This is a genomic window from Planctopirus limnophila DSM 3776 (genome assembly GCF_000092105.1).
Classification (GTDB): Bacteria; Planctomycetota; Planctomycetia; order Planctomycetales; family Planctomycetaceae; genus Planctopirus; species Planctopirus limnophila.
Map to the genome: position 1 here is coordinate 4,229,964 of NC_014148.1, position 17,175 is coordinate 4,247,138.

At 54.8% G+C, this 17,175-nt stretch carries 14 protein-coding genes; 1 reads left to right on the forward strand and 13 read right to left on the reverse strand.

All coding sequences use genetic code 11. The annotated features are described in order from the left end of the window. Nucleotides 1-22 precede the first annotated feature (22 nt). The gene (locus tag PLIM_RS16835; protein WP_013111520.1) at nt 23-1,315 is read left to right on the forward strand and encodes a rhomboid family intramembrane serine protease; all 1,293 of its coding nucleotides are present in this window, start codon (nt 23-25) and stop codon (nt 1,313-1,315) included. 278 nt (nt 1,316-1,593) lie between these two features. Here the strand turns inward: PLIM_RS16835 and PLIM_RS16840 are convergent, their stop codons facing one another. The 13 genes from PLIM_RS16840 to PLIM_RS16905 form a co-directional block, all read right to left on the reverse strand. Then, nucleotides 1,594-3,258: an NAD+ synthase gene (locus PLIM_RS16840; protein ID WP_013111521.1), complete on the reverse strand. Its 1,665-nt coding sequence runs from the start codon at nt 3,256-3,258 to the stop codon at nt 1,594-1,596. A 123-nt stretch (nt 3,259-3,381) separates the two neighbouring features. Further along, nucleotides 3,382-4,185 carry a 4-hydroxy-tetrahydrodipicolinate reductase gene (dapB, locus tag PLIM_RS16845; protein ID WP_013111522.1) on the reverse strand — a complete coding sequence of 268 codons (804 nt, stop codon included), beginning with the start codon at nt 4,183-4,185 and terminating at the stop codon, nt 3,382-3,384. Between the two features lie 57 nt (nt 4,186-4,242). Continuing rightward, nucleotides 4,243-4,602 (reverse strand): cupin domain-containing protein, encoded by a 360-nt coding sequence (locus PLIM_RS16850; protein WP_013111523.1) that lies wholly within the window; start codon nt 4,600-4,602, stop codon nt 4,243-4,245. Between the two features lie 56 nt (nt 4,603-4,658). Beyond that, nucleotides 4,659-5,900, reverse strand: coding sequence for a tRNA epoxyqueuosine(34) reductase QueG (gene queG, locus PLIM_RS16855; protein ID WP_148227161.1), 1,242 nt, complete (start codon nt 5,898-5,900; stop codon nt 4,659-4,661). A gap of 40 nt (nt 5,901-5,940) precedes the next feature. After that, nucleotides 5,941-8,586: a secretin and TonB N-terminal domain-containing protein gene (locus tag PLIM_RS16860; RefSeq protein WP_148227162.1), complete on the reverse strand. Its 2,646-nt coding sequence runs from the start codon at nt 8,584-8,586 to the stop codon at nt 5,941-5,943. A 98-nt stretch (nt 8,587-8,684) separates the two neighbouring features. Then, complete coding sequence (locus PLIM_RS16865) at nt 8,685-9,422, reverse strand: hypothetical protein (RefSeq protein ID WP_013111526.1); 738 nt, start codon at nt 9,420-9,422, stop codon at nt 8,685-8,687. A gap of 259 nt (nt 9,423-9,681) precedes the next feature. Continuing rightward, nucleotides 9,682-10,377, reverse strand: a complete 696-nt coding sequence (locus PLIM_RS16875; RefSeq protein ID WP_013111527.1) for a hypothetical protein — start codon at nt 10,375-10,377, stop codon at nt 9,682-9,684. 410 nt (nt 10,378-10,787) lie between these two features. Further along, nucleotides 10,788-11,675 carry a PilN domain-containing protein gene (locus PLIM_RS16880; RefSeq protein WP_013111528.1) on the reverse strand — a complete coding sequence of 296 codons (888 nt, stop codon included), beginning with the start codon at nt 11,673-11,675 and terminating at the stop codon, nt 10,788-10,790. Then, nucleotides 11,668-12,915 (reverse strand): pilus assembly protein PilM, encoded by a 1,248-nt coding sequence (gene pilM, locus PLIM_RS16885; protein ID WP_013111529.1) that lies wholly within the window; start codon nt 12,913-12,915, stop codon nt 11,668-11,670. Before pilM ends, PLIM_RS16880 begins: the two co-directional genes overlap by 8 nt. A gap of 15 nt (nt 12,916-12,930) precedes the next feature. Further along, a complete protein-coding gene (locus PLIM_RS16890; RefSeq protein WP_013111530.1) occupies nt 12,931-13,494 on the reverse strand; it encodes a pilus assembly FimT family protein in 564 nt (187 codons plus the stop codon). Beyond that, on the reverse strand, nt 13,491-15,422 hold the full coding sequence (locus PLIM_RS16895) for a hypothetical protein (protein WP_013111531.1): 1,932 nt from the start codon (nt 15,420-15,422) through the stop codon (nt 13,491-13,493). The genes PLIM_RS16890 and PLIM_RS16895 overlap by 4 nt, the downstream gene beginning before the upstream one ends. Nucleotides 15,423-15,426: 4 nt before the next feature. Continuing rightward, the gene (locus PLIM_RS16900; protein ID WP_013111532.1) at nt 15,427-16,437 is read right to left on the reverse strand and encodes a PulJ/GspJ family protein; all 1,011 of its coding nucleotides are present in this window, start codon (nt 16,435-16,437) and stop codon (nt 15,427-15,429) included. Next, complete coding sequence (locus PLIM_RS16905; RefSeq protein ID WP_148227163.1) at nt 16,418-17,050, reverse strand: type IV pilus modification PilV family protein; 633 nt, start codon at nt 17,048-17,050, stop codon at nt 16,418-16,420. The genes PLIM_RS16900 and PLIM_RS16905 overlap by 20 nt, the downstream gene beginning before the upstream one ends. Nucleotides 17,051-17,175: the final 125 nt, after the last annotated feature.

Below are 17,175 nucleotides of genomic sequence, written 5' to 3' on the forward strand. Positions count from 1 at the left end.
CCTGCCCTGAGGATCACTCCGAGTGACGACCGCTCCGCTGCATGAGTTTCCTACGCCTGTGCGTATTGCCAGACAGATCCGCCTGTTTGCGAGGCAATTTCCAGTCACACTCAGTTTCATGCTGTTGTCGGCGATACTGTTTCTGCTCACCTTCATCGCGGGAGGGGAATCGACCGAGAGCCAATCGAGAAACTGGGGTGCGATTTCGACACTCAGTTTCTTTCGGGAAGTCGAACCACAGATCTGGAAAAATGTCACCCCCGAGTTGTATGGGCCCTTTGAATTATGGAAGGGAGAATGGTGGCGATTGCTGGTGACAGGGTTTCATCATGGAGATCCTGTCCACCTCACCTTGAATCTGATGGTACTGGCATTTCTGGGCCCGCTGGTGGAACAACGCCTGGGCAAGATTTCCTTCAGCCTGTTCTTCGTGTTCTCGATCATCTTTTCAGTCTGTGCCGAACTCTTCTGGGGTGAGAATGTGGTCGGGATTTCGGGAGGTCTCTTTGCACTGCTTGGTTATCTCGTGATCGCACGACTTCGAGACGAAGAACTCGCCCGGCAGCTCCCCGATGAACGCTGGATCTTTTACCTGCTGATGGCTGCGGTGATGGCCGGCTTATCGGCTCTGGAAATCCTGAACATCGGAAATACCGCCCATGTCAGCGGCCTGCTGGTGGGAGTCGCCTGGGCTGTCATCAATCCCTGGTCCTGGCCCTGGCGAATGGTCTTCATAACAGCCGCATTCGTGCTGCTCGTGGCTGCCGGGTATGGAGCCGTTCATCCATTTTGGCTGGGCCGGTATCACTGGTATCTGTCGCGACTCGACAAACCCGATTCGGCAGCACGCATACAATTGCTGCGAAGAGCCATCTCGTATGACCCCCGCCTTCCAGGTGCATGGATGGAACTGGCCGAACGACAACAGTCTTCGCAACAGCCCATGGATGCGTGGAAAACTCTTCTCGAAGGGATGCTGATCAATCGCAACAGTCTCGAACTGTTAGATGCCACCAGTCAGCAGTGGGGTTTGTTGAAACGATTGCATCTGGAGCCGTTAGCCACTGAGATCGCAGTGCAGACACTCGGCGAAGATTCGTCCATCTGGCTCAAGCAGTTTGATGAACATCTGGCACGAAACAGTCTTGGCCCATCCATGGAAGATGATCTGCAGGATTGGTCTCAGCAAAACCCCGATTCATGGATGAGATCTCCCCTGATTGAAACGGTTCGGCCACGATTTGTCGAACCACACAAACCCAGCGGATTACCAGACGATTCGCCAAACTCTGCAATCGAAGGAACAACACTGTAAGACAGGTTCGAGAATACCATTGGTGTGCCATGCTTGCGGCTCGGAGCAAGCATGCTTGATCGACTTGCCATGCGTATTTGATTTCGGGGATCGGCAGAAGACCCGAAGGGGTGGCTGGGGTTGAGCGTCTTCGCGAACCCCCAGTTCGTGCCGAAAATCGCAGAGGGTTCGAAGACTCAACCCCAGCCACCCGCCGCGCAGTTTTTTATTCTAACCCGTACAAAATCGGGCGACACAGTCACAAAAAAAGACGGGCGGCACTGTCATTCACGTGGCGATCATGCCCAGTCACCATCGCACCTGGCCGCCATCGGCATGCGACGACCAACCCCAAAGGCGCGTGGTGAGACTTTAATCCCCGGTGGCATCTGCCAGCGTTTGTACTCGTTCCGATCCAGTCGTCTGGCGACCCACTCGACTGTCGTCGCGGGGAACTTATCGCTGAGAGCCGCCACAGATTCTTCCCGGTCAATCAGGCCCCGCAGAATGTCATCCAGCATGTCGTAGGGGGGAAGCGTGTCCTGATCGAACTGGTTGGGGGCCAGCTCTGCGGAAGGAGGTTTTGTGAGAATGTTCGCCGGAATGATCTCCTTCCCTTCCTGTTGGTTAATGAACTCGCAAAGCCGATAGACCTCGCCTTTGTACAAATCGCTCAAGGGTGCGAGAGCACCGTTCATATCGCCATAGAGTGTGCAATACCCCATGGCGAGTTCACTCTTATTGCCTGTCGCCAGAGCCAGCCAGCCGTGATGATTGCTGCGTGCCATCACAATGGCACCACGAATTCGTGACTGCAGATTCTGATCAGCCAGCCCCGCTGGCTTAGATGCCAGCTCCTCTCCCAGCACTGCAATCATTTCATACGCCCGGTGCACAGCATCGATGGGGATGGTGCAATGATCGATTTTCAATCGTTCTGCCAGCAGGATGGCATCTTCCAGGCTATGGTCTGTGCTGTATCTGCTGGGAAGCAGCAGGCCATGAACATGTTCCGGCCCCAAAGCTCTGGCTGCCAGATACGCGACGAGCGCGCTATCCACACCTCCAGAAAGCCCCAGAACGCAATCCGTGAAACCCGACTTATGGCAATAATCGCGAATGCCCAGCACCATAGCTTCATGAAGATCAGACTCGACGGGCATCTGCAGAGAAATCTGCCGCGGAGGAAGTGCCTGGGTATCAACCTGCAACAAGCCCCTTCGAAAAGCGGGCAACGTCGCCACACACGACCCATTCGCATCGAGAACAAAACTCTGCCCGTCGAATACAAGATCGTCATTGCCGCCAATCTGATCGGCAAAGAGAAACGGAATCGACCAGTGCCGGGCATGATAGGCCATCAGTTCATGACGCCGCCGCGACTTGCCGACTTCGAACGGGCTGGCTGAGAGATTAATCAGCAGAGTCGCTCCCTGCTTCCCTAATTCCGCCACAGGGTCTCCCAGCAGTTCCGGGTCTGTCGCATAGAACGTAGCCGGGTCATGAAACCAGGCATCTTCGCAAATATGAATTCCCAGCTTTTCACCACGAAACGGGATGGGTGCCAGTTTTTGAGCGGGGCGGAAGTATCGCCGTTCATCGAAGACATCGTAATTGGGCAAGAGCCGCTTATGGATGGTGGCGAGAACTTTTCCCTCATGGATCAGGCTGGCAGCATTGGCAATGCGTCCCTGCGGGCAATCCCGCTGAGTCGGATGTCCCACGACGACACCCAGTTCCTTAGGAAGCTCCCCTGCCAGTTGATCGACCCATCGATCGCAAGCTGCCACAAATCCTTGTCTCGAGAGCAGGTCTTTGGGTGGATAACCCGAAAGGACCAGCTCGCTGGTGACCAGCAGATCAGCCCCGCTCGATGCTGCCATATGTGCCGCCTCCTGCACCAGCCGGGCATTCCCCGCCAGATCACCGACAGTGGGATTGGTTTGCAGGAGAGCGATTTTCATGTCAACAGCTTTGAAGCAAGTGAAAGCAAATACAAGGCACAAAATCGAACGCGGCGATCTACTTTCGATGGATCATCCAGCGCGAACAGAACGCAACGTTCATCGATGGAAACAAACCGCGCACTAGGCATTCAATCCGAGAGCATCGGCCATCGAATAGAGACCAGCCGGCCGGCCCGCCAGAAATTTGGCAGCAGTCAATGCTCCCTGGGCGTAACTGTCGCGAGAATTCCCGCGCACGGTCACTTCCAGAGTTTCGCCCATCAGGCCAAAGACAATCGTGTGTTCGCCCACATTATCGCCAGTGCGCAGTGCGTGATAACCGATCTCATTGCGAGGTCGCTGGCCAATCCGGCCTTCACGACCATGCACATGCTCGGTCTGCCCCATCCCTTGTGCGACAATTTCACCAAACTTGAGAGCGGTTCCACTGGGAGCATCTTCTTTGAAGCGATGGTGCCTCTCGATGATTTCGACATCGACACCACTGGAAACATCTTTCAAAGCGCGGCCCGCATCAGCAACCAGCTTCATCGCCACATTGACAGCCAGGCTCATGCTGGGTGCCCACAGAATGGCGGTTTTCTGAGCCGCCTGCGTAATCACCTCTTTCTGCTCAGTAGAGAAACCAGTGGTCGCCAGAACCAGACGCAATCCCCGCTCGGCACAGACCTTGGAAAGCTCGACCGAGCTTTCGGGCGTGGAGAAATCGATAATCACATCGGGAGGCGTCCCGATTTCCCCCGCAAGCGGGACGCCGATTGTACCCAGGCCGGCAATCTCACCGACATCCTTACCAATCGCTGGATGAGTGGGACGCTCATAAGCCGCTGAAACCTTGAGCGATGGATCAGTCGCTGCACAGGCCAGAACTCGCTGGCCCATACGACCTGTCGCACCGAAAACGCCGATTGTGGTCACTGCCATTATGATTGACTTTCCGCAGAGATCTCTAAAGAAAAAGTGTTCGAGGCCGGTTTGATTCTAATCGCGATGAACAGTTTCCATCGAGAAAGCGGGCAGGCAGATAGCAATGTATTCCGCGCCACTTTCCTCCGGTGTACTGTAGCGCACCCATTCGCCCTTTCGGGCCAGCACAGCTTGTCCCGCTGCCACAAAGAGCGTGCCATCATTGGATTCGACCTGCAGCGAACCCTTCAGAACCAGTGTGTATTCGTCGAACTCGGGTGTTTGCCCAGGTTCCACCCAGCCGCCAGGGCTCTGCATGTGGGCAATACTGATGTGAGACTCTTGGGTATTCACGCGGCCAATGAACTCACGAATCAGCTTGGGTTTGTTTCCAGCCGCTTCAATCTGCGTGGGTGAGGGAATGAGAACAGGCATGTTGTTACCCCGGGAATTTCAACAAAGGTGCTGGATCAATCACTCAACGAGAATGCTTAAGCAGGTGGAATAGTCAGTCGATCCAGTGCTGCCTGAAGTTCCCGATATGTGGCGGATGTTTCTAGTGAATTATCTTCGAGAGGCAATCGATTTCGCAATGCAGTCTCCGCAATTGACTTCAGAAGTGGTTCGCGCAAAGCCAGTTCGACCGCTGCCCACGCACAGGCACTGCGCACGACAGCCGAAGAATCTGCCAGACCATGTTCGATCGCAGGCCAATCGTCGCAGGTACCGATATTCCCCATCACAATCGCGGCATTGCGGGCCATTCCAGAACGCCCCGGGCGTTCTAAGGGAGTCTTCCCGAACCGCTGTTGAAACTCCTCTTCGGAGATGGTGAGGAACAGTGAAGGGTCGTTTTCCGCTTCGACAAGTGCCGCTTCACTCGTCTCATTGTCGGTCACCGTTGTTAGCTGCTGTTCGTTCGTAGATTGCGCTCTCGACCAGACTTTCTGCCGCTTGGTATTCCAGGGACAAACATCCTGACACAGATCGCATCCCAGCAGCCACGGGCCGATTCCTTTTCTCAGTGGCTCGGCTGGCAAGCCCTTTTGTTCGATCGTCAGGTACGAAATACACTTCCTGGCATCGAGGACTCCGGGCTGTGGGAAGGCCTCAGTCGGGCAGATATCGAGGCAGCGAGTGCAGCTTCCGCAATGATGCGTCTGATGCGGTGCATCAGGTGGCAAGTCTGTCTGTGTGAGGATGCCAGCGAGCAGCAGGTAGCTCCCTTGCTGCCTGTCAATCAGCATCGTGTTTTTGCCGAACCATCCCAGGCCAGCGAGGCTGGCATATTCTCTTTCCAATAGGGGAGCGGTATCGATGGCAGTGCGCGTGCGATCGTTGGGAAAGTGCTCTCTCAAGATAGAGATGGCGGGCTGAAGCTTTTCCTTGAGCCATTGGTGATAGTCTTCGGGAAGTTGAGCGTATGCAGCAATCCGGCCGCGCTGGCGAGATTCGTGGAACCCCGCTGGTGATCCTTGTGGCTGATAATTCCAGGCAGCCATCACAATCGATGCGACTTGAGGAAGTACGTTCTCGGGGTGGGCATAGGCGTGTTGCCGACGTTCGATGTAACTCATCTCGCCCGCATAGCCTGCCTGTATCCAATCCTGCAGGCGACCCAGCCCTAAGGGACTGACAGCCGGTGCAATGCCGACCAGGGCAAAACCTGCATCGAGCAAAGTCTGCTTCAGACGAGCGGCGATCATAGCTTTATCGGCTGGAATAATGAGCAATCCTGGAACGTCGGCAAATTGGCACGACGGCAGATTAACATCAAAATCCCGGCGCAGGAACTGGTGGAGGAAGCTGAACTGGCGCTGGAGGTGGTGGAAGTTCCGCAGGCATCACCCATGTGTCTGTGGTCTGGCTGACACTTGTGCTGCCCGTGGAAGGAAGCAATACCGTGGGTGTAATCGGCGACGGCGTGATGGCCGCTGCAGCCGCTTGCCGGGCACTCTTTTTGTTGCGACCAGGCCAGCGGAACATCTCCCCGGTTTTGGCTTCGATCTGAGTGTTGATTTCATTGCGCAATTGAAGCGAATCGAGATCGGCACTGTTCTGATGAAGTGCGGCATCAATATGCTGGCGAGCGCGCATCAGCTCACCCTTTTGCAGATAAAAAGCGGCTCTTTCATAGTGGGCTCTGGTCAGACTGTTGCGATTGACGGGCGAGAGATGATCGCGAAAGTGAGCAGCCCGTTCTTCCGTCGCTGCCTGTAAAATATCCCCTTCGGCAGCAGCCGCGAATTCATCGACAATGCGGGGCGTGATCAGCACAATCAGCTCGGTCCGTTCGATGCGGCTGCTTTTATTTCGAAAGGCCGCTCCCACCAGCGGGATCGCCCCAAGAACTGGAACCCGATCAATCGATTCTGTCGATTCTTCACTGATGAGACCGCCAATGACGACGGTCTGCCCATCGCGAACCATGACGTTCGTGGTGACTTCCGTCGTATCCTGATCGGGCAATCCCGTCGACTGATTGATCACAGCACGCGATCGTTCGGGATGAACTTCCATCCGCACCAGTCCATCGGGAGCAATGAACGGCCGGATAATCAGCTTGGTGCCCGATTCGAGGAAGTTGACGTTTTCGATGGTTTGAGTGCTGTTGAACGCTAACGTTTTATAGCTCAATCGATTGCCGATGATCATTTCGGCCCGCTGCTTATTGAGTGCCCGAATTTGTGGAGAGGCCACGAGGCTGGTATCGGCGATCGATTCGAGAGCCCGGATAAACCCGGTGATGTCACCCGCAATAAAGCCATACTTCAGCCCCGCTGTGTTCGCGAGAAATTGAGCACCCGGAGGGATGATCGAACCCGTTCCCCCAGGAAAGCCACTACTGGTCGCAATCGAGGCTCCGTTCCCAGTGACGGCGAGATTCTTGTCTCCACCTAACAAAGCCAGATTGACTCCAAACGCCATGTCATCCGTCAGTTTCACACTGAGAATTTTGGCATCGATGATCACCTGCAATGGAGGAATATCCATCTCGATAATCACGCGATCAATTTCGTTGATGACCTCTTCGTAATCCTGCACCAGCAGTGCATCCCGTTGGGAAAGACTGTCACCCCCTGCATCGGTGGCGTTCTCAGCGATCCCGACGGAAGACGGAGAGGTGATGGAAACTTTGCCCAGTGTCGGTGTCAGAATTGGTTGAACGAGCTGCTGGAGTTCCTTCACGTTGATGTAGTTGGGCTGATAAATCTTTGTCAGCACTTTTCGTGAAGCCAGCCGGCGGGCTTCCGCTTCGCGAGCCGTCATCACAAAGACCATGTCCCCTTCACGCTGATACAGATATCCGCGGGTTCTCAACAATCCATCCAGCGCTGCTTCCAGAGTGACCCCCTGCAGGTTGACAGTCACTTTTCCCACAACTTCCGGGCTGGTGAGAATGTTGATTCCCGCCATTTGAGCCAGCAGTTCCAACACACGGGGAAGTTCGGCCTGCTCCACCTGCAGATCGAACTTCTCATCACTGGTAACATTTCCCCCAGGACCATCCGGCCCGTGAGGGATTTGTGGCATCACACGAATCTGCGGCAACGATTCCCCTTCCGAAGGTGTCGCTGTATTAGGAAGTACTGGCTGTTGGAGCAGATCATTTTTCGAGGGATTAGCTGTAGGTGTGGTATCAGCAGTTGATCTGTTCTCGCCTGGAACAGCGGGCGACTGAGTGGAAGTGGCTGGTGCGGTCAGTTGGGCCTGTGTCGATTTGAGTGAGAGCTCATTGAGCCGATTCTCGATCTGCTGCAATTGCTGACTGTTCCGCATCTGGTCGTACAAAGCCCGGGCCCGCTCGAGGTCGGATTGCTGGCGATCAGTCTGGGCCTGTGCCAGCATTTCGATCTTTCGCTCCAATCCGGAAAGCTGAGCCTCGATTTGCCGATTTGCCGGAGCCGAGGACTTGCTGGCATGGGGTTGCCGCAGAGGCGGCTCATCCACGGGAAGCGTATGGAAACTGATGACGGGAAGATCTTCAGCATCAACTTCGGGAAGATCGTGAGGTTCTGGAACTGTGGGTATGTTCCTCGAATCGGGTATGTTTCTCGAATCGGGAATTTTTCTTGAAAACTGTGCCGGTCGGGAAATGCTCGACTGAGTCGGTGAGCTGAGCCGATCTGCAGCCGTTGTTTGCTCCACTGGCTGTTTGACATTCGAGAGCGAGACCACCTTTGGAGACATCGTCGCTGGAGTCGAGCGAGTATCCGATGCAGCACGAGTCTCTGAAGCCGGCGGCACGTCCGTCTGAGGGAACTGCGCTGCGCTGCGGGTGGCGGCTGTGCTACCTCGAACCACAGGAGTCGATTTCCATTCGGCAGGCCAGAATTCCGATCCGACAAACAGTGTTGCTGGCAGGGCGAAACCCAAAGCCATGGCGCGAAATGCCGTATTTAATGATGATGTTGGCATAACGTCTTCCGTGACGTGGCGAAGGTTCTCATGAATTTTGCCGAGCTGGCTGGCGGCAGGTGACTTGAAATCAATGATGGGAAAGAGTGACGGATTGGTCAAAGTTCAGGGAGTGCGGGATAGTCTTCAAGAGGAAGTTCTTCGCTGGTGGTCTCATGCCCCACAACAACCTGCACAGATCGTGTGAGTTTCACTTCAAAGGAGCCCTGGGCATCTTCGACAATGACTCGTTGAGGTTCGACATGCACGAGACGCAGCTTGATGCCGGCAATCGTGAATGTTTTACCTTCAAGAACCAGTCGGGAATTGATCAGGGCAGCCCGACGCTGACTTCCCACAACCGTCGACTGCAGTTCCAATGGGGGCCTGGGAGCAGCTTTGACCATCTCTACGGGTGTTGTCGGCCCGGAGTCATGATCCTGACGAACAACTTGAGAGATCGGTTCTGGTTCAAAGAGGGGGAAGAGAGGGTCGTTGTCCAATGTTCTCAGAAAAGGATTCGCACTGGTCTTCGAAAGCCCTTTCCCTGCCAGCGGGTCGCGTGCCAGAAGTTCTTCCCAGCTAGGCCAGTCAACTTCGGGAGCACCGGCTGGCATTTCTGAACCTTTGCCGGGAGCAATGGAACTCGTTGTGGGAGGGGTTGGCGGAACAGTGGCTGTATTGACGGAAGCAGCCGCATTCTCTGGTCGAACGGGATTCCCCTTCCCGAGCGACTTGAGCAACATGGGTGTCCAGATCCAGAACCCGACGCCCAGCAAGCCCAGAAGCATGGCCGTTTTCGGCCAACTCGTTTTCAAATCCGCCAGCAGTTTTAGAGAGATGGTCTTGGCAGACATCAGGCTCACCTGGTGAAACCAGCGAAGGGAATGGAGCTGGCAGGCATCCAGTGGGAAGGGAAAGGTGATTCGGTGGAGAGATGATGGACGTGGGTGCGCATCGCTGCGCAGACAGACTTATCGCAACCATCGGCCAGACGACGCTTGAACTTTCGTCAAAATCAGAAAAGTCGTCGCAAAGGATTCAAATCCTCAACACTGCTGCAAGATGGTTCGAGATCGGCAAATTCTGCGGGTGGTCAGCGTTCACCTGCAGGGGTTAATTTTTGCCAGGCATGCCGAGAGTTGCTGCTGGCATTTCGGGAAGCAGACGACGGGCAATATGCATCTCACCCGAGATGGCAGCATGAGGCGAACTCGACAATCGACTTCCAGCCAGCGAGATGAATCGAGCTTCGGGTCGAGAGTCACTTCCTATCGACATGCGATGAATCATCGGTGAACCCTCGCTGTTTTTCGCCGAGCGGTTCTGCCGGGAACTTCGAACATCGTTCATGGAGAGTCGAAAGTCGAGAATCTCGAATTCATCGGGTGAGTTATCAAGTTCCTGCAGCAGCAGATTCCAGTGATCATATTCTCCCGAAAGTTGCACACGCACTGAAGCCACATGATGTGTGCTCAAATCTTGTGGTGCCAGTGGTTCAAGTCGATCGATCGAGAGCTGATGGGTATGTGCCAGTTGACTGATCGATTTGAGAATCTTCGTTGTGATACCACTGGTTTCGACAGGTTTTGGACTGGCTTGCTGCCGCTGGCGAATCTCTGCATGAAGATGTTCTACTTCCGCTAACTGAACCGGGATGTGCTGCAATTCGAGATGCTGGGCTTGAATCTGCTGTTCAAGTCGTCGGCATTCATTTTCAGCCGGTCGATGCACGAAGAACAGGTAGGCGAGCGTCATTGCCAGAAGCAATCCGCCGGTTCGCGCCAGTTCAAATGTTCGAGAATCGTGCATGAGGTCGATCCAGGTTTTTAAAGCATAAAGTGCCATGCTTGCGGCACTGAGCTGTCTATGACACACATCTTTTCACCCAACCATGGGTGGTATGACCTTAAATGCCCCAAAGAATGCAAAACACAGCGAAAGGACTTGGTTCTTGCCCGGGTGGCAGGGGTCGGATGTCTTCATCCGCCCCCCTGGTCATCAAAGTTCGTAAGCAAGTTTGCACCTGCATCGTCCCCCCCAACCATCATTTCCATGAACAATTAACACCCCATGAACTGGGGGCAAACGAAGACGTTTGACCCCAGCCACCCAGTCTTCATCCACCCGGTCTCAAGTCACACCTCAAATCAGAACTCCTGCGAAATTGTGTGTAAATGACAGCAGCCCTGATCAAGCGACAAGTTGCGAAGGATGATCCATTAGTTTTTCGTCGATTTGTTAAGCTTCGATTGTTCGGCGGTCTGATGAGGCAGAATATCCCTCGCAATCTCGTGTTCATTGGTGAAGTCAGGCCCGGGAGCAGGCACGATTCGTTCGACAGGTTTTGCTGCGGGCGCAGGGTGCTTGTCGAAAGAAAGATCCTTGGCATCTGTCAAAGATTGCCCCAGGGGCCTGAGTTTCAGCAGGATCTGAAATTGCTGTAGCTCCAGATCATTCAGTTGTTGCGCCTGGCTCAGTTCCAGACGGACTTCAACAAAGTTGTTCGACGCTTCCAGAGCGTTTAGATAATTGGCCATGGCCAGATGATCCGGGGCTAACCCGATCAACTGCAAAGTGGGCTGTCTCTGGGCAAGTTCTGCCAATGTGCGATTCAGTAACTCCCCGGGTGCAAAGAGGCTTTCAGGACGCTGTGAATTCTGTGACGTCGCCGACGAGCGGCCAGGAGAACCCGAGTTGCTGCTGGCACTGCTACCCCCTGTGCCTCCTATGCCCGCTGTGCTCACGGGGTTCTGCCAATGGATTTCGCTTAGTGAAACGCCAGGTGGTCTGAGTCCATTGACCTCATCGAGAATGCTGGCCAGTGAATGATCTTGTTCCAGAACTTTGATCACCCGCTCATGCTCAATCAGTCGGTCGAGTTCTGCCTGAAGAGGAGCCGCTTCTGGCACGCCCGCTCTGGCAGTCGCGACGGAACTCTGCAAATGCAGCAGTCGTGTCCGATCTCGCGAAACTCGTGACCATTGGCCAACCGTCCCGGCAATGACCAGCCCGGCAAATACGATGGAAACCACGCGATGCCAACGGCGACGCAGCCTTTTTTCTCGATCGCGATGATATCCCGCAGGGAGAAAATCGATCTCACTCATGCGGCACTCCTGCGGGAGGCTCACCTGCCGAAGGAGTCATGGCATCGCTGGCTTCACCCGCAAGTGCGGCAGCCAACTGGTGATTTTTTGGTCTGACCGATGGAGCGAGTTGGTACAAGTTCGTCGTCAGAGAAAACTGTCGCAAGGCTAAACCCAAGGCCACCACCCACGCACCATCCGGATAAAAACTCCGGCCATGTGGCGTCGAATTGGATTGATGGACAATCTGTCCGATATGGCGAGGCAGTTGATCGGCCAATGATTCCGTCAAATGGTTTTCGGGCTGAGTGTCCCGGCATAAAGTCACTGGCATGCCAAACCGGTCACCCAGATAATCCGCCAGCCAGCTCGAAACACCTTCGCCACTCAACCAGAGCTGTCCCGCGGGTCGGCCTCGAAACGTGACTTTGCAATATCTCAGGCACATCTCGACTTCGTTGGTCACAGTTTCCAGGAGCGACCGAATGGCATCAATCACCGAGCGATGCACATCGTCATCGGCATTGAGTTCTTCAGCATGGCTGACCGAGGTTCTCAGTTGCCTCGCTTCCAACTCGGTAAGTTCGAGTTCCTCGGCAATCGCCCGGTCAAACTGATAGTTTCCGACAAGGATGTACTTGAGGAACAGAATTCGATCGCCTTCCGCGAAGATGACGGTCGAGAGTTTTTCTCCGAGATGGAGAAAGACAGTTCGTTTTTCGGAGTTGTCCACCGCCCGTTGAAACCGAATCAGGGCGTGGGATTCCGTATCAATGGCCTGTGGTACCAGGCCCGCATGCTCGCAAATCTGGATCTGCTGCTGGATGGCTGTCTTGCGGCAAGCCAATAGAATCACTTCGTGTTTGGAAACCCCATCCTGCTTGACATCTCCTGCTACGATTAGTCGCAACTCCGCCTCATCGACGGCGTAAGGCAATCGTTCTTCGGCTTCGAAACGGGCAACCTGTGGCAACTCTTCACTGGGAACCTGTGGCAGTCGAGCATTATGAATCCACAATTCGTGCGAAGGAATTCCCAGCACCACCTGCCAGCCACGGAAGAGTCGATTTCTCCACCAGCGTTTGAGAATGGCAATGACGGCCCGTTCATAATCGAGTGGAGAATCTGATGTTTGGCTGGCCAGATTTTCTACCGCAGCGCCGCAAACTCGCCCTGATCGATCCAGTTGAATGGCACGCACCGACCCTGCCTGCAGAAGCAGTCCGACAGGTGAATACTGGGTCGATTTGCCATACCACATGGATGGGAGATCCTGTTAAGGCATCCAGACCTGCCCTGTTTGCCACGAGACAGTCAGGATCAGACTCGTTTCGGATGCACCGCTTCCATGAATGAGCGTGATCTCTGTATCGGCACTTCGAGTCGGCCCCGTGCCTCCAGTCGATGCGAACGGAATATTCGTTACAGTCCGGTTTTCTACAGGAACCTTGACAGACTTGAAGCGTACTCCAGCCGCCTGTGACGAGCGGCTCTGATATCGGGCCATCGGCACCACATAACCGCTCTGCGAACTTCCCGGCGGAGCCAATGGATCGACCAGCAGTGGGACTGTGGCCGTGCCGGTATGGACGATTCGATAACTTTGGCCTGTCAGATCAAACTGAACTTCATAAGTCGTGTTCTGATCAATCGCCAGTTGCCGGGCCAGACGAAGATCGGCCGCCAGCCGGCGGGCTGCCACCGGCAGCATTTGCTCTCCCCAGGACTCCATGGCGGAAATCCCCACAGAGGCCAGAATCCCGACAATCACAATCACGATCAGCAATTCCACAACCGTATAGGCTTTTCGGGCAGGTCGTGGAGAGCAGGTACTTTTCATGGGAGGATCTCCCGCGAAATGACCAGCCACTGATAACCGGGTGTGCCCAGACCCACGATCACACCACCTGGTGGAGTGATCGTCGAGGCTCGCAGAATCGGGAGTGAAGTCACTTCATTCACCACAGGCACATCATGCAGATGAAGTGTGGGTTCGATGTTCTGTGCGAAAGTCGCCTGGTAACTTCCTAACCAATTGACATTTGCCGAGTTGGCGAGCCATCGGGTCAAAGTCATCTCGGCTTGACCAGTCGCAGCCAGCAGGCTGTTGGTCTGTTCCCATTGCGTTCTAAGGAGTGTCCAGCTTAATGAGCTGAGATCCCAATGTGAGGCACGATTGAAATTCGCCGTATCGCCCCAGAGCCTGCCGAGAATACGAACTTCTGCCTGAGGAGTACGTGACATTCGCCAGGCCACGGGGCCCGTCGTAGTGACTTGACCCGCGACCGTAACTCTTCGGGCGTTTTTATCGACAGAAACGATCGGCAGAGTACGACCTGTCCCGCCCGTGAATAATGTCATCTGATGTCGCCAACCCGAATTGATGGCGTCGAAGTTCACGTCGTCGTCAATTCGAATTGAGGAAAATGGCTGAGTACTGACGGAAGCTGTTGCCAGAGTTCCTGTGAGGCCCATGGCGGTGCTATTCGTGCGAAGTCTCCACGAGGCACCGGCACCAGTAATCGTTCTTGTGGCCTGGACAAAACCTTCCACATGGCAAAAGCATTCGCGGTCGAATTCGACAAACTGCGCCATGACGGTTGGCAATGTCGTCGAAAGAGCACTGCTTCGAAGATCGGCTGGCAGCAAGTCCGTCAGCCGGACAGGAACGATGATGTTATTAGTGCCCTCGATGGTGATTCGACCCGTGGCGATCAACGTCCCCACAATCGTGGTGTTCCCCTGAATTCGAAGATCGCCCTGACGAATATAAATGCCCAAAGGATTGGCGGGCGTGGGGCGTAATTCACTCCAGGAAATGGAACTTCCCAGTGCTTGTGCGTTGTAGACAAACCCTTTGTCATACAGGCGATACTGGCTCCACGATGAAATGGAAAATGTCGGCGTCGGCGGATGAGAGGCACTGATCTCGACTGGCACACCCAGTAATGCAAGGCTTTCCGCCACAGTTGAATTGTTGGCAGAACCTGAATTCGAGAAAACAAACTTCTGGGCAAACGGATGCGGGAATTTCTCGATATTGCTCAGTGCCCCATAATCCTGAGCCAGATGCTGCAGATAGATTTGCCGCGTGGAGGTTGACCACAAGGGATCGCCAAAAATGACCGGTCGTCCTCGGAGCCACAAAGGGCCTTCGACGCGATTACTGGGGTCAACAACGAGAGCACTGTTGGAGTTGGAGGCCAGTGTCAGCGAATACGGTCGGGTGCTGATCGACTCATTCGAGGGCGGATTCCAATCGGCAGGCAGGCTGGTACTGGAACCTGGAAGCTCGACCCGAGGACGCATTTCGACAATCAGTCGAATCGTCTTTTGCGAGGGGATGGAACTATTCACAGCCGGCGTGAAGCGTCCTGTGCAGCGAACTTCCACACGCAGCAGTTGTGAGAGTGTCGAGGCTGTGACCGTGATGGGATGAAAGGTCGCTTCGTAACTGGCTGTTCCTTCGGCTGTTTGCCACAACTGACCCGATAGTGACTGATTAACCCCCGCCCAACTGGCAGAGTGCATTTGTCGCAAAGTCAGGCGAGCGGCTGTCTCTGCAGCATCTTCCGCATGTCGGTTCCCAATCGAGTTATTCGTCACACGGGTCGAGATCGCCTGGGTTTCCAGAAAAGCCAATGTCACTGCACAAGTTAACCCCAGCGCAACGACCACCATCAAAAGTGCGGCCCCCTTGCGGGCATGCTGAATGCCCGGCACCTCCCCATGACGGCCCATCGATCGAAGAATTTGTCTCACTCTCATCGGGTTAACTCCCTTCATGAAGCCAACTTTTGAGAGCAGAACCCACAAACAAATTCACTCCCTGACTTCCCGACAACAGTCCGGTCGAGGCACTGTTCGCGCCCCCAGATGCCAGCGAAACCGCGGAGGACGCATGCGGATCCATCGCGATCTGCCACGAGATGTGGCTGACACGTTGACCCGCTGAGTTGGAACAGAACCCTCCATACCACGGAAGTTCTTTCCAGGCCTGACTCCCTCGCACTGCCGACGCCAGTTCATTGGGCGAGGGAGATTGCCGAAGTTGAAAGCGAATCGCTCCACGAAAAGAGGGTGCACTCGGATTGCCAGTCGACTCCAAAGGAGTGATGGCCAGCCGAGTGATGATCGGCAGCCTTCGCGCAGCGGGTGACAGGACAGCTTCACGAATAGTGGCTGCAAAGTTGGCAGCATCAAATGACACTGTCTGAGAATCCTCAGGGAACGTAACTTCCACCAACCGGCGGGCAGTGGTTTGTAAAGGAGAGCTTTCCGACTGGGATTCGAGGACTGGAGCGGGAGCCGCATCCCAGGTGTAGACCACCAGTTCACTCAACAGCGGTGTTCGATTGGGAAAGTCGCCCCCCGCCAGATTGCCATTCGCACCACCACTCCACAGGATCAGCAGATCGCCTGAAGAGTCTGTGGATAGTCCCGCTGTACCCCATTGCTCGATCACAAACATTCCAGGCTGTCGCACGCCCGATGAATCGCGATAGGTGGCGGCTTGCCGAATCATCCAGTTTAAACGCTGATGGAAGGCATCGGATTCGTGCCTTGCCCTTTCCATCGATTCGCTGAACGTCCAAGCCGTATGGACTGCCAGCGAAAGTGATCCAATCACAGCACTGAGCAGTGAAAAAATCATCATCGAAACCAGCAGTTCGGGAAGAGTGAAACCTCCAAAACGACGGACTCGCTGAGTAGAGAACGAACGGGTTCCCGGAAGCCAGCCACAATTTCCTAGCGCAGTGAGATCAGGGGGCGGGAGGAACATAAGCCATGATCCTCACACTTTGAGTTATGATTGGGGCGTTCGCTAAACTTTGTGGCAAAGGCCCGCTTTGCGTCGTGCCAGTTTCTGAGATGGCGAGTGGTGCCGTCAGTTCTCGCACACGAACTGTCACCCGGCGGAAGCCTGTCTCGCTGGTTGCCACTGGCCACGTCGAACCTGTCCCCTGTTGGACTCGTTCAACAAAGACTTCCTGCACAAAACGGTTCATTGCTGGAAGATCTGGCGATGAAGAGCCGTTATCGATGAATGTCGCCGATGGATTCAGTGCCAAATGACCTAAGAGTCGTCCATGTCGATCTGCCGGCGGCGACTGAACATAACCGGCATAGTCGTCAAGATCGTTGAATTCCAGACGACTGGGCACAGTTCCCATCGTTCGAACGGTGGGCCGGGAGTCGGCCAGAAGAGGGAACCTCGCGAGCGAGATTTCATCCATCAGTTGTTGACAGATGCCTCGAGCGACAGTGGTCGAGATGGCACTGGAAGAGGCTTGCCCCAGTCCGTACACCACCTGCACAAGTGCTGCACAAGCCATCGTCGTGACAGTGACAGAGACGAGGGCTTCCATCAGTGAGAAGCCGTTTCGTGGGGTCATCTGAAGCTTGAGTGATGGGGGTTTGACTGAATCCATAGTTAGCGACTGCGTGAAAATGATGGATCTGCAGGATGATGGCAGGCCGTCGGTAATGACGTTTGGACATCATGAAAACGGAGAACGCG

Coding starts and splice junctions, on each gene's coding strand:
- PLIM_RS16840 (WP_013111521.1), bottom strand. CDS start 3,258: ATGAAAATCGCTCTCCTGCAAACCAATCCCACTGTCGGTGATCTGGCG.
- dapB (WP_013111522.1), bottom strand. CDS start 4,185: ATGGCAGTGACCACAATCGGCGTTTTCGGTGCGACAGGTCGTATGGGC.
- PLIM_RS16850 (WP_013111523.1), bottom strand. CDS start 4,602: ATGCCTGTTCTCATTCCCTCACCCACGCAGATTGAAGCGGCTGGAAAC.
- PLIM_RS16860 (WP_148227162.1), bottom strand. CDS start 8,586: ATGCCAACATCATCATTAAATACGGCATTTCGCGCCATGGCTTTGGGT.
- PLIM_RS16865 (WP_013111526.1), bottom strand. CDS start 9,422: ATGTCTGCCAAGACCATCTCTCTAAAACTGCTGGCGGATTTGAAAACG.
- PLIM_RS16875 (WP_013111527.1), bottom strand. CDS start 10,377: ATGCACGATTCTCGAACATTTGAACTGGCGCGAACCGGCGGATTGCTT.
- PLIM_RS16880 (WP_013111528.1), bottom strand. CDS start 11,675: ATGAGTGAGATCGATTTTCTCCCTGCGGGATATCATCGCGATCGAGAA.
- pilM (WP_013111529.1), bottom strand. CDS start 12,915: ATGTGGTATGGCAAATCGACCCAGTATTCACCTGTCGGACTGCTTCTG.
- PLIM_RS16890 (WP_013111530.1), bottom strand. CDS start 13,494: ATGAAAAGTACCTGCTCTCCACGACCTGCCCGAAAAGCCTATACGGTT.
- PLIM_RS16895 (WP_013111531.1), bottom strand. CDS start 15,422: ATGAGAGTGAGACAAATTCTTCGATCGATGGGCCGTCATGGGGAGGTG.
- PLIM_RS16900 (WP_013111532.1), bottom strand. CDS start 16,437: ATGTTCCTCCCGCCCCCTGATCTCACTGCGCTAGGAAATTGTGGCTGG.
- PLIM_RS16905 (WP_148227163.1), bottom strand. CDS start 17,050: ATGACCCCACGAAACGGCTTCTCACTGATGGAAGCCCTCGTCTCTGTC.